This window comes from Streptomyces sp. HUAS 15-9, from assembly GCF_025642155.1.
GTDB lineage: Bacteria > Actinomycetota > Actinomycetes > Streptomycetales > Streptomycetaceae > Streptomyces.
On record NZ_CP106798.1, the window covers coordinates 2,289,763 to 2,302,847 of the forward strand.

8 protein-coding genes are annotated in these 13,085 nt (G+C 70.9%); 5 read left to right on the forward strand and 3 right to left on the reverse strand.

The annotated features are described in order from the left end of the window. Window positions 1–124 precede the first annotated feature (124 nt). The 3 genes from N8I87_RS10490 (at window position 125) to N8I87_RS10500 (ending at window position 3,324) form a co-directional block, all read left to right on the forward strand. Window positions 125–1,324, forward strand: coding sequence for a glycosyltransferase (locus N8I87_RS10490; RefSeq protein WP_263216377.1), 1,200 nt, complete (start codon window positions 125–127; stop codon window positions 1,322–1,324). A 120-nt stretch (window positions 1,325–1,444) separates the two neighbouring features. Then, a complete protein-coding gene (wecB, locus tag N8I87_RS10495; protein ID WP_263207642.1) occupies window positions 1,445–2,608 on the forward strand; it encodes a non-hydrolyzing UDP-N-acetylglucosamine 2-epimerase in 1,164 nt (387 codons plus the stop codon). Continuing rightward, a complete protein-coding gene (locus N8I87_RS10500) occupies window positions 2,605–3,324 on the forward strand; it encodes a LamG domain-containing protein (protein ID WP_263207643.1) in 720 nt (239 codons plus the stop codon). The genes wecB and N8I87_RS10500 overlap by 4 nt, the downstream gene beginning before the upstream one ends. 111 nt (window positions 3,325–3,435) lie before the next feature. Here the strand turns inward: N8I87_RS10500 and N8I87_RS10505 are convergent, their stop codons facing one another. The 3 genes from N8I87_RS10505 to N8I87_RS10515 form a co-directional block, all read right to left on the reverse strand. After that, on the reverse strand, window positions 3,436–4,899 hold the full coding sequence (locus tag N8I87_RS10505; protein WP_263207644.1) for a glutamate synthase subunit beta: 1,464 nt from the start codon (window positions 4,897–4,899) through the stop codon (window positions 3,436–3,438). Beyond that, the gene (gltB, locus tag N8I87_RS10510) at window positions 4,892–9,484 is read right to left on the reverse strand and encodes a glutamate synthase large subunit (RefSeq protein ID WP_263216378.1); all 4,593 of its coding nucleotides are present in this window, start codon (window positions 9,482–9,484) and stop codon (window positions 4,892–4,894) included. The genes N8I87_RS10505 and gltB overlap by 8 nt, the downstream gene beginning before the upstream one ends. 378 nt (window positions 9,485–9,862) lie before the next feature. Continuing rightward, entirely contained in the window at window positions 9,863–10,594 is a 732-nt protein-coding gene (locus tag N8I87_RS10515; RefSeq protein ID WP_263207646.1) for a VIT1/CCC1 transporter family protein, read from the reverse strand. Between the two features lie 229 nt (window positions 10,595–10,823). Between N8I87_RS10515 and N8I87_RS10520 the strand changes: the two genes are divergently transcribed. Together N8I87_RS10520 and N8I87_RS10525 are read left to right on the forward strand one after the other, a co-directional pair. Beyond that, entirely contained in the window at window positions 10,824–11,969 is a 1,146-nt protein-coding gene (locus N8I87_RS10520) for an ADP-ribosylglycohydrolase family protein (protein ID WP_263207647.1), read from the forward strand. Beyond that, window positions 11,966–13,081, forward strand: coding sequence for an ADP-ribosylglycohydrolase family protein (locus N8I87_RS10525; RefSeq protein WP_263207649.1), 1,116 nt, complete (start codon window positions 11,966–11,968; stop codon window positions 13,079–13,081). The genes N8I87_RS10520 and N8I87_RS10525 overlap by 4 nt, the downstream gene beginning before the upstream one ends. Window positions 13,082–13,085: the final 4 nt, after the last annotated feature.

Here is a 13,085-nt window from a genome sequence, read left to right on the forward strand (position 1 = left end):
ACGGCATGCCTGATACTGCTGGCCCGGCTGCGTCTGCGACGCCGGGGACACGGGATGCGCGCCCATACCGGGGGCAGCCGTGATCATTGAGTTGCTCCTGTGGTCAAGCATCACTCTGATCGTGATGGCCGGCTGTTACAACACGAGTCTATTTCTTCTCTCACGACGCAGAATTCGCCGTTCTCGAACAGACCGGAGAGAGCGGTTCTACGTATTTCTGCTGGCATGTTTGAACGAGGAGAAAGTCCTTTCGGAAAGCCTGGCGCGCATCACTTCGCTGCCCGCCGGGAATTTCATGGCCCTGGTCATAGACGACGGCTCCGACGACCGCACCAGTGACATCGCGCTGGCCGCGGACCCGGGTCTGGTACGGCTGCACCGGCGCACTCTGCCGAACGCACGCCGGGGCAAGGGGGCCGCACTCAACGACGGGGTGCGGCACCTCAGGGAGTCCGGTCTGCTCGCCGGGCGCGACCCGGCGGACGTCGTGCTGTGCGTGGTCGACGCGGACGGGCGGCTCGACCCGCACGTCGTGCAGTCCGTCGACCCGTACTTCGACGATCCGGGCACGGGCGCGGTTCAGGTCTGCGTCCGTATGTACAACCGGCGGCTGGGGCTGCTCGCCCGCATGCAGGACATGGAGTTCGTCGTCTACGGCGATGTGTTCCAGAGCGCGCGGCGCTTCATCGGCAGCGTGGGCATGGGCGGGAACGGGCAGTTCATGCGGCTGTCCGCCCTCGACACGCTCGACGGGGACGGCCCGTGGAGCGACAGCCTCACCGAGGACCTCGACCTCGGGGTGCGGCTGATCGCCAAGGGCTGGACCAATATGCACTGCACCACCGCCGCGGTCTCCCAGCAGGCCGTGCTCAGTCTGCGGCGCCTGGTCCGGCAGCGATCCCGCTGGTTCCAGGGCCATCTGCAGTCCGCCGGTCTCGTCCCGCTCATCCTCAGGGACGTACCGACCCGGCCGGCGCTGGACATGCTCTACCACCTGTCCAGCCCGGTCCTGATCCTGCTGACCTCACTGCTGCCCGTCTCCTTCCTGGTCGCCCTGGGTGCCACCGTGGTGGCCTCCGTCCAGCTGGGCCACGCGCTCGTGTCGCCGATGTGGCTGCTCGGGCCGTACGCCCTCTCGTTCACGGCCGCCTACACGTACGGCTACGTGTATTTCAAGCGTGAGCGGGAGCTGGGGCTGGTGCGCTGTGTGCTGCTCGCCCATGTCTTCGTCTTCTACGGCTACATCTGGTTCTTCGCCGGCTGGTGGGGGTTCTGGCGGATGCTCACCGGCAAGCAGACCTGGCTGAAGACCGCGCGCACCTGAGAACTGCGCTCACCTGACGGGCCCCGCGACGCCCGGGCTCCGTCCCTCTTCTCCCCCCTCTCCTTCTCTCATCTTCCGTGCCTCGGCACGTTCTTCTCGCATGCCCTAAGGGGGCCTTCCATGTCCACACCTCCGTCAAGCCTGCCCGTACGCGCCATGCTCGTGCTGGGCACCCGGCCGGAAGCGATCAAACTGGCGCCGGTGGCGCGGGCCATGGCCGACAGTGAGCTGTTCGAGCCGGTCGTCGTCACCACCGGCCAGCACCGCGAGATGCTCCAGCAGATGCTCGGCCTGCTCTGTGTCGACGTACGGATCGAGCTCGACGTGATGCGCAGCCGGCAGCAGCTGTCCGAGCTGACCGCCCGGCTGGTCGGCGAGCTCGGCGAGGTCATGCGGGAGCAGCGGCCGGACCTGGTCGTGGTGCAGGGGGACACCACGACCGCGCTGGTCGGCGCGCTGGCCGCGTTCTACGAGAAGATCCCGGTCGCCCATGTCGAGGCGGGACTGCGCACCGGGGTCATCGACAACCCCTTCCCGGAGGAGCTCAACCGCAGCCTCATCGGACGCATCGCGCGCTGGCACTTCGCCCCGACCCCGCGCGCGGCACGGCAGTTGACCGAGGAGGGCGTCCCCGCGGAGCAGGTGTTCACCACCGGCAACACGGTGATCGACAACCTGCTGTGGGTACTGGCCGAGGGCACCGGCACCTCCGCGTTCCGCACGGACGCCCGGCGGGTCCTGGTGACCCTGCACCGCCGGGAGAACCAGGGCGAGCGGATGCGCCAGATGGGCCGTGCGCTCACCCGGCTCGCGCGGCGCGGGGACGTGGAGATCGTGCTGCCGCTGCACAAGAGTCCCGCCGTACGGGACGCGCTGCTGCCCGAACTCGACGGGCACACCGGCATCTCGCTCGTCGAGCCGCTCGACTACCTGGACTTCGCGGCGACGCTGGCCGAGTGCGATCTGGTGCTCACCGACTCCGGCGGCATCCAGGAGGAGGCCCCGAGCCTGAGCAAGCCCGCGCTGGTGCTGCGTACGACCACCGAACGCCCGGAGGCGGTCGAGGCCGGCGCGGCAAAGCTGATCGGCACGGACCCGGACGCCATCGTGGCCTGGGCCGAGAAGCTGCTGGACGATCCGGCGGAGTACCGGCGGATGGCGAGCGCCGGCAATCCGTTCGGCGACGGACTGGCCGCCTCCCGTGTCCTGGCCCAGCTGGCGGAGGACTTCGCCGCCGATGTGCCCGTCGGCCTCACCGCGTCCGGGCCATACTCGACGGCATGACCCCACCGCCCCTGCGCACCGTCCGCCGGATCCCGCCGATCCCGCGGGTCCCGCCGGGGCGCAGGGGCCGCCTCCTCACCACCCTGGCACTGGCGCTCACGCTGGCTGCGCTGCTGTCGGTCACGGTGAGCCGGTGCCGGGGGGAGGACGCGCCGCCGCCCAAGCCCTGGCTCGACGGCACCGTCCACGGCCGCTGGCTCTCGGTGTTCAACGGCCACGGCACCAACGTGGGCGACGACGACTCGCTGTCGCTCTCCCCCGAGGCCGCGGGGGACCCGGGTACGACGCACGCGGGCCTCGTGGTGAGCACCGCCTCGTACACGAACGTGCGGTACGAGGCGCGGATGCGGACGGTGAGGCAGTTGCGCGATCCCGACCCGAACCCCTGGGAAGTGCCGTGGCTGGTCTGGGCGTACACCGATCCGGAGCACTTCTACTACATCACCCTCAAGCCCAACGGCTGGGAGCTGGGCAAGCGGGATCCCGCCTATCCGGGGGGCCAGCGCTTCCTGGCGACGGGGCGTACGACGTACCCGGTGGGCGACTGGTACACGGTGCGCGTGGAGCAGAACGGCGCCGGCCTCGCCGTAGAGGCGGACGGGAAGCCTCTGGTGACCTTCACCGACCACGAACGCCCGTACAACGAGGGCAAGGTGGGGGCGTACACCGAGGACGCGACCGTGAGGTTCGAGGGGCTGAGGGCGAGTTCGGGCTGAAGGCGAGTTCGCCCTGACAAGGCGGCGGCGCCTGCCCAGTCCGGTCGGGGACTGTGGGCAGGCGCCGTCAGTGTTCCGTACGCCGTTGTACGGGACGTCTGTGAGGTGCCGTCAGACCATCAGCGAGCGGTCCGTCGGGCGGATCGGTGCCGGCAGGTCGCTGGCACCGGTCAGGAAGTGGTCGACGCCGCGGGCGGCCGAGCGGCCCTCCGCGATCGCCCAGACGATGAGCGACTGGCCGCGGCCGGCGTCACCGGCGACGAACACACCGGGCACATTGGTCTGGAAGTCGGCGTCACGGGCGACGTTGCCGCGCTCGTCCAGACCCAGGCCGAACTGCTCGACCAGGCCGTTCTCCCGGTCGGTGCCGGTGAAGCCCATGGCGAGGGTGATCAGCTGGGCCGGGATCTTGCGCTCCGTGCCCGGCTTCTGGGTCAGCTTGCCCTCGACGAACTCGACCTCGACCAGGTGCAGCCACTGGACGTTGCCGTCCTCGTCGCCCTCGAAGTGGGTGGTCGAGACGGCGTAGACCCGCTCGCCGCCCTCCTCGTGGGCGCTGGTCACCTTGTAGAGCATCGGGAAGGTCGGCCAGGGCTGGGCGACCGGGTTCCGCTCCTCACCCGGGCGGGGCATGATCTCCAGCTGCGTGACGGAGGCCGCGCCCTGGCGGTGGGCGGTGCCCACGCAGTCGGCGCCGGTGTCGCCACCGCCGATGACCACGACGTGCTTGCCCTCGGCCGAGATCGGCGCGGTGACGTAGTCGCCCTCCTGGACCTTGTTGGCCAGCGGCAGGTACTCCATGGCCTGGTGGACGCCCTTGAGGTCGCGGCCGGGGACCGGGAGGTCACGGGCGGTCGTGGCGCCGGCGGCGATGACGACCGCGTCGTACCGCTTCTTCAGGTCGGTCGCCTTGAGGTCGCGGCCGATCTCGATGCCGGTGCGGAAGCGGGTGCCCTCCGCGCGCATCTGCTCGATACGGCGGTTGATGTGCCGCTTCTCCATCTTGAACTCGGGGATGCCGTAGCGCAGGAGGCCTCCGACGCGGTCCGCGCGCTCGTAGACGGCGACCGTGTGGCCGGCCCGGGTGAGCTGCTGGGCGGCGGCCAGGCCCGCCGGGCCCGAGCCGATGACCGCGACGGTCTTGCCGGACAGCCGCTCGGGCACCTGCGGGACGACGTCACCGGTCTCCCACGCCTTGTCGACGATCGAGACCTCGACGTTCTTGATGGTGACCGGCTGCTGGTTGATGCCGAGCACACACGCCGCCTCGCAGGGAGCGGGGCACAGCCGGCCCGTGAACTCCGGGAAGTTGTTCGTCGCGTGCAGCCGCTCGGAGGCGGCCCCCCAGTCCCCGCGGTAGGCGTAGTCGTTCCACTCGGGGATCAGGTTCCCCAGCGGACAGCCGTTGTGGCAGAACGGGATGCCGCAGTCCATGCACCGGCTGGCCTGCTTGCCGATGATCGGCAGCAGGGAGCCCGGAACGTAGACCTCGTTCCAGTCCTTGACGCGCTCGCTGACGGGACGGGTCTTGGCGACCTCACGGCCGTGGTTCAGGAAGCCCTTCGGGTCAGCCATTGATCGCCGCCTCCATCATCTTCTCGTGGGTCTCGGTCTCGGTGAGACCGGCTCGCTCGGCGGCGTCCTTGGCGGCGAGCACTGCCTTGTACGTGCTGGGGATGATCTTGCTGAAGCGCTCCACGGCGGAGTCCCACTCGGCGAGCAGCTTCTCGGCGACCGTGGAACCGGTCTCCTGGTGGTGGCGGCGCACCACGTCGTGCAACCACTGCTTGTCCGCGTCGTCCAGCGCCTCGACCGCGCCGAGGTTGCCGGCGTTGACGTTGTCGCGGTCGAGGTCGATCACGTACGCGACGCCACCGGACATACCGGCCGCGAAGTTACGGCCCGTCTCGCCGAGGACCACCGCGTGACCGCCGGTCATGTACTCGCAGCCGTGGTCGCCCACGCCCTCGGAGACCACCGTGGCACCGGAGTTGCGGACGCAGAACCGCTCGCCCGTACGACCGCGCAGATACAGCTCACCGCCGGTCGCGCCGTACGCGATGGTGTTGCCCGCGATCGTCGAGTACTCGGCGAGGTGGTCGGCGGCCCGGTCCGGGCGGACGATCACTCGGCCGCCGGAGAGGCCCTTGCCGACGTAGTCGTTGGCGTCGCCCTCCAGGCGCAGCGTGATGCCGCGCGGCAGGAAGGCGCCGAAGGACTGGCCCGCCGAACCCGTGAAGGTGATGTCGATGGTGTCGTCGGGCAGACCCGCGCCGCCGAACTTCTTCGTCACCTCGTGGCCGAGCATGGTGCCGACCGTGCGGTTGATGTTGCGGATCTGGACCTGGGCGCGCACCGGCTGGGCGTCGGTGGCGCTGGACGCGGCCAGGGCGTCGGCGGCGAGCTTGATCAGCTCGTTGTCCAGGGCCTTCGCCAGGCCGTGGTCCTGCTCGACGATCTGGTGGCGCACCGCGCCCGCGGGCAGCTCGGGCACGTGGAACAGCGGCGCCAGGTCCAGGCCCTGGGCCTTCCAGTGGTCGACGGCACGGGTGACGTCGAGCGCCTCGGCATGGCCGACGGCCTCCTCGATGGAGCGGAAGCCCAGCTCGGCGAGGATCTCGCGGACCTCCTCGGCGATGAACCGGAAGAAGTTCACGATGTACTCGGCCTTGCCGGTGAAGCGCTCGCGCAGCACCGGGTTCTGGGTGGCGACGCCGACCGGGCAGGTGTCGAGGTGGCAGACGCGCATCATGATGCAGCCGGAGACGACGAGCGGAGCGGTCGCGAAACCGAACTCCTCGGCGCCGAGCAGCGCGGCGATGACGACGTCACGCCCGGTCTTCAGCTGGCCGTCGGTCTGTACGACGATGCGGTCGCGCAGGCCGTTGAGCAGCAGGGTCTGCTGGGTCTCGGCGAGGCCGAGCTCCCAGGGACCGCCGGCGTGCTTGAGCGACGTCAGCGGGGAGGCGCCGGTGCCGCCGTCGTGACCGGAGATCAGGACCACGTCCGCGTGCGCCTTGGACACACCGGCAGCGACCGTGCCGACGCCGACCTCGGAGACCAGCTTCACGTGAATCCGCGCCTGCGGGTTCGCGTTCTTCAGGTCGTGGATCAGCTGGGCCAGGTCCTCGATCGAGTAGATGTCGTGGTGCGGCGGCGGGGAGATCAGACCGACACCCGGGGTCGAGTGACGGGTCTTGGCCACCCACGGGTAGACCTTGTGGCCGGGCAGCTGGCCGCCCTCGCCGGGCTTGGCGCCCTGGGCCATCTTGATCTGGATGTCGTCCGCGTTGACCAGGTACTCGGAGGTGACACCGAAGCGGCCGGAGGCGACCTGCTTGATGCTGGACCGGCGCGCCGGGTCGTACAGGCGCTCCGGGTCCTCGCCGCCCTCACCGGTGTTGGACTTGCCGCCCAGCTGGTTCATGGCGATGGCGAGGGTCTCGTGCGCCTCCTTGGAGATGGAGCCGTACGACATGGCGCCGGTGGAGAAGCGCTTGACGATCTCGCTGGCCGGCTCGACCTCGTCGATGGAGATCGGCTGCCGGTCCGAGGTGAAGTCGAACAGGCCGCGCAGCGTCATCAGACGCTCGGACTGCTCGTTCACCCGGTCCGTGTACTTCTTGAAGATGTCGTAGCGGGCGGTGCGCGTCGAGTGCTGGAGGCGGAAGACCGTCTCCGGGTCGAACAGGTGCGGCTCGCCCTCGCGGCGCCACTGGTACTCGCCGCCGATCTCCAGCGCGCGGTGGGCCGGGGCGATGCCCGAGGCCGGGTACGCCTTGGCGTGGCGGGCGGCGACCTCCTTGGCGATGACGTCGATGCCGACGCCGCCGATCTTGGTGGCCGTGCCGTTGAAGTACTTCTCGACGAAGGCCTCGTCGAGGCCGACGCCCTCGAAGACCTGGGCGCCGCGGTAGGAGGCGACGGTCGAGATGCCCATCTTGGACATGACCTTCAGGACGCCCTTGCCGAGGGCGTAGATCAGGTTGCGGATGGCCTGCTCGGACTCGATGTCCGACAGGAACGTCCCCGCGCGGACCAGGTCCTCGACCGACTCCATCGCCAGGTACGGGTTGACGGCGGCGGCGCCGTAGCCGATGAGCAGGGCGACGTGGTGGACCTCGCGGACGTCACCGGCCTCGACCAGCAGGCCCACGTGGGTGCGCTGCTTGGTGCGGATGAGGTGGTGGTGGACGGCCGCGGTGAGCAGCAGCGAGGGGATCGGCGCGTGCTCGGCGTCGGAGTGACGGTCCGACAGGACGATCAGTCGGGCGCCGTTCTCGATGGCGGCGTCGGCCTCGGCGCAGATCTCCTCGATGCGCGCGGCGAGGGCGTCACCGCCGCCGCCGACCCGGAACAGGCCGGAGAGGGTCGCGGCCTTGAAGCCGGGCATGTCGCCGTCGGCGTTGATGTGGATGAGCTTGGCGAGCTCGTCGTTGTCGATGACCGGGAAGGGCAGCGTGACGCTGCGGCAGGAGGCCGCCGTCGGCTCCAGGATGTTGCCCTCGGGGCCCAGCGACGAGCGCAGCGAGGTGACCAGCTCCTCGCGGATGGCGTCCAGCGGCGGGTTGGTGACCTGCGCGAACAGCTGGGTGAAGTAGTCGAAGAGCAGCCGCGGGCGCTCGGACAGGGCCGCGATCGGGGAGTCCGTGCCCATCGAACCGATCGGCTCGGCGGCGGCCTTGGCCATCGGCGCCAGAATGACGCGCAGCTCCTCCTCGGTGTAACCGAAGGTCTGCTGGCGACGGGTGACCGAGGCGTGGGTGTGGACGATGTGCTCGCGCTCGGGCAGGTCGCCCAGCTCGATCTCACCGGCCTCCAGCCACTCGGCGTAGGGGTGTTCGGCGGCGAGGGTCGCCTTGATCTCGTCGTCCTCGATGATGCGGTGCTCGGCGGTGTCGACGAGGAACATCCGGCCGGGCTGCAGCCGGCCCTTGCGGACGACCCTGGCTGGGTCGATGTCGAGGACGCCGACCTCGGAGCCGAGGACGACGAGGCCCTCGTCGGTGACCCAGTAGCGGCCGGGGCGCAGGCCGTTGCGGTCGAGCACGGCGCCGACCTGGGTGCCGTCGGTGAAGGTGACACAGGCCGGGCCGTCCCAGGGCTCCATCATCGTGGAGTGGTACTGGTAGAAGGCGCGCCGGGCCGGGTCCATGGAGTCGTGGTTCTCCCACGCCTCCGGGATCATCATCAGCACGGAGTGGGGCAGCGAACGGCCGCCCAGGTGCAGGAGTTCGAGCACCTCGTCGAACGAGGCCGAGTCCGAGGCGTCCGGCGTGCAGACCGGGAAGATGCGCTCGATGTCGCGGTCCCCGAAGAGGTCGGAGACCAGCTGGTTCTCGCGGGCGCGCATCCAGTTGCGGTTGCCCTTGACGGTGTTGATCTCACCGTTGTGCGCGACGAAGCGGTACGGGTGCGCCAGCGGCCACGACGGGAAGGTGTTCGTGGAGAAGCGCGAGTGGACGAGCGCGACGGCGGACGCGAAGCGGCGGTCCGACAGGTCCGGGAAGAAGGGCTCCAGCTGACCGGTGGTCAGCATGCCCTTGTAGACGATCGTCCGCGCGGACAGCGACGGGTAGTAGACACCGGCCTCGCGCTCGGCGCGCTTGCGCAGGACGAAGGCCTTGCGGTCCAGCGCGATGCCCTCGCTGGCGCCGTCGGTGACGAAGATCTGCCGGAAGGCCGGCATGGTGGAGCGGGCGGTGGCACCGAGCAGTTCGGGGGCGACCGGGACCTCGCGCCAGCCGAGGACCGTCAGGCCCTCCTCACCGGCGATCGTCTCGATGCGTGAGACGGCGTCCTCGGTGCCCTCCTCCGGCAGGAAGGCGATGCCGACGGCGTAGGAGCCCGCCGCGGGGAGTTCGAATCCGGCCACCTCGCGGAAGAAGGCATCCGGCACCTGCGAGAGGATGCCCGCGCCGTCGCCGGAGTCGGGCTCGGAGCCGGTGGCGCCGCGGTGCTCCAGGTTGCGCAGAACCGTGAGTGCCTGCTCGACCAGCGCGTGGCTCGCCTCGCCCGTGAGGGTGGCCACGAAGCCGACGCCACAGGCGTCGTGCTCGTTGCGGGGGTCGTACATACCCTGCGCAGCAGGGCGAGCATCCATGAAGGACCAGTTCTGGCCATTCGCGGAATGCTGGGACGGCTGGCGCGGCGTACGCATCGGCTCTCCCGTCGTCGTCATGTGGCATGTGCTGGTGCCGAGGGACGACGTTGGCCCTCTGCGAAGTCGAAATTTCGTGCAGGTTACATGATGGAGTGGTGCTCGGGAACCGGATACTCCGTTCCAGCATGCGGACGCCAGGGGGTGCGGCGGGGTGCCGCGCACGGGCGGCAAAAGTGTGTGGGGGCCGAGCGGACAAGATCGATCAGATCGGCGTCGTACGGCCCAGGGGGCGGCGGGGGAGCATCGTCGCCCTTCCCGCGGGTGCGCGGCAGGCGTCATTGCCCGCAGCGCTTACGGCTCATGCCCAGTGGTTAAGCATTCGAAACCAGCGAGTAACGGCTACTTATGCGGCCCAACGCATAGGTAGCGGTGGGCCTATCCTACGGCCGTTCCGAACAGGCTGCCCAGGGCGTACGTCACACCGGCCGCGGTACCGCCGAGCGCGAGCTGCCGCAGCCCGCTGTACCACCAGCTGCGCGCCGTCACCTTGGCCACCACGGCACCGCAGCCGAACAGCCCGGCGAGCGCCAGCAGCACGGCGGGCCACAGGGCGGTCGCGCCCAGCAGATACGGCAGCACGGGCAGCAGGGCGCCCAGCGCGAAGGCGGCGAACGACGACACGGCCGCGACCAGCGGCGACGGCAGCTCGCCGGGGTCGATGCCCAGCTCCTCGCGGGCGTGTATCTCCAGGGCCTGCTCGGGGTCCTCGGACAGCTGCCGGGCCACCTCACGGGCCAGCGCCGGCTCGACGCCACGGGCCTCGTACAGGGCGGCCAGCTCCTCCTGCTCGTCCTCCGGGTGCTTGCGCAGCTCCCGCCGCTCGACGTCGAGCTCCGCCTCGACGAGCTCACGCTGCGAGGCCACGGAGGTGTACTCGCCGGCCGCCATCGAGAAGGCACCGGCGGCAAGACCGGCGAGGCCGGTGATGACAATGGTCTGATGGCCCACGGAGCCGCCCGCGACACCGGTCAGCAGGGCGAGGTTGGAGACCAGGCCGTCCATGGCACCGAAGACGGCGGGGCGCAGCCAGCCACCGTTCACATCCCGGTGCGTGTGGTTGTCGCGGTGCGCCACGTGCAGCGACGCCTCGGTGTCGATGATGGCCATACGGGGTCCCCCAATGAGCTTAGGCAAAGCTAACTTTTAGACTGGTTCTACTTTTCGATAACACGGAACCTACGCCTCGAATTTCTATTCCGCCAGCAAGGGAAGGCTGGGCTAACCAGCGGCTTTACCTCGAAACGCTCATCCGAGTTTGTACATGCACATATGTCGACCGGGTGATGCTGGGGCTCAAGAGGCTCAGATGAGCCGCTCAGGTGGCAGACATTCCCGCATGGCATCCATCGCCTGCATTCCCCCGGTCCCGGCGCCGGGGGGCGCCGCAGAACTCCGCGAACGGGCGCGCGGCGCGCTGCTCGGCCTGGCGGTCGGGGACGCGCTCGGCGCCCCGGCGGAGAACATGAAGCCCTCCGAGATCCGCGCCCGCTGGGGCCGCATCACCGGATACGTCGCCGAGAAGCCGTCCGGCACGGACGACACCGAGTACGCGATCTTCTCGGGGCTGCTGCTCGCCCGGCACGGCTCCGCGCTCACCCCGGCCCATGTCGAGGCGGCCTGGCACCAGTGGATCGCCGACCGCGACGAGGGCCCCTTCCGCGGTGCGGGCTTCAGCGAGCGCGGCACCCTGGAGAACCTCCGGCGGGGCCTGGCCGCGCCCATCTCGGCCCAGCACCGCCACGCCTGGAGCGACGGCCTCGCGATGCGGGCGGCCCCCTTCGGGGTGTTCGCGGCGGGCCGTCCCGCCGAGGCCGCCCGCCTGGTGGCGATCGACGGCTCGGTCAGCCACGACGGCGAGGGCATCTACGGCGGCCAGGCGGTGGCGGCCGGGGTCGCCGCCGCGACGGCGGGAGCCCCGCCGAGCGTGGTCGTCGCCTCCGCCCTCGCGGTCGTCCCGGACGACTCGTGGACGGCCCGTTCGCTGCGCCGCGCGGTGGCGGTGGCCCACCGCGGGGAACGGGCGGTCCGCTCCGCCGTGGTCGTCGGCGGCTACCCCTGGACCGACCTGGCCCCCGAGGCGGTGGCCCTGGCCTTCGGGGCGTATGCGGCGGCCGACGGCGACTTCCGGGAGGCCGTCCTCACCGCGGTGAACATGGGCCGCGACGCCGACACCACGGCCGCGGTGGCGGGCGCCCTGGCCGGCGCGACCCAGGGCGTGGCCGCGGTCCCGGCCGACTGGGCCGCGGCGATCGGCCCGGCCCGCGGCAGCTGCCTGCCCTCCATGGCGGGCCACCACGTGCTGGACGTGGCGGAACTGCTGGTACCGGGCGAGGGCGGCAAGTGGGGGGCCGACGTGGTCGTACCGGACTATCTGCCGGGGGTGGTGCGCGATCACCTGCCGGGGGTGGTGCCGGATCATCTGCCGGGAGTGGTGCGGGCCGGCGTCGATGTACCGGTCGGCGTCGACGAGGTCCTGCCATGACCCGCCGTGTCGAAGGTCTGCTGCTGGGGCTGGCCGCGGGCGACGCGGCCGGCTGGCCCGCCGCCCGGCACCGGGCCGCTCGGATGCCCGAGTGGACCCGCCGTCTCACCCGCGAGCTGGACACCTTCGCCGAGCAGAACGCGACGACCACCCTGCCCGTCCCCATCGCGCTCAACCAGCCCCCCGAGCCGCTCCGCCTCGGCCCCTCCGACGACGCCGAGTGGGCGGTGTTCGCGGCGGAGGCGGTCCTGCGGGCCGGGGACGACACCGTGCTCGGGGACCTCAGCCGCGAGCGCAGGACCCGGGCCGCCATCGACCTCACCTGGAGCGCCGTCGCCTCCGAGGTGGCGGCGGCCGCCGACCGCGCCCCCGAGGTCGAGTCGGCGGTACTGCCCCTGCGCGCCCGTATCTCGGTGCGCGCCGGACTCGGCAACCTCGCCGCCGGCCTGCGCCCGCCCGCCACCGGCCACGACAACCCCCACTACTTCGACGACGCGGCCTGTGTACGCGCCTGCGTCCTGGCGGTGGCCCACCCGGGCGACCCCCGCGGCGCCGCCGACCTCGCCGAGTTCGACGCCCGCTACACCCAGGACGGCGACGGGGTGCACGGCGCCCGCGCCATGGCGGCGGCACTCGCGCTGGCCCTCACCGGGGCCGACGCCGACGCGTGTGTGACGGCCGCGCTCGCCGAGCTGCCCCAGGAGACGGAGATCGGCCGCAACGCCCGGCAGGCACTGGCACTCGCGCGCGAGACGGACACCGCCTTCGCCCTCATCCCACTCCTCGAACATCAGATCGTCGACCATGTGTACAGCTATGGCATCGCCGCCGCCGAGACGGTCCCGGTCGCCCTCGCCCTGGCCACGGCGGCGCACGGCCGGATCGCCGAGGCCGTCCCTGCCGCGGCCTGTCTCTCCCGGGTCGCCGATTCGGCGCCCGCTCTCGCCGGCGCGTTGACCGGCGCCCTGGGCGGCGGCGAGTCGATCCCGCCCGCCTGGCGGGAGGCCTGCCGCACCATCCCCGGCTGCACACTCCCCCGTCTCACCGGCACCGACCTGGTGGAACTCGCCGAACTCCTGGAAGCGGCACAACCGGCCCGACCAGGAGGATGATTCG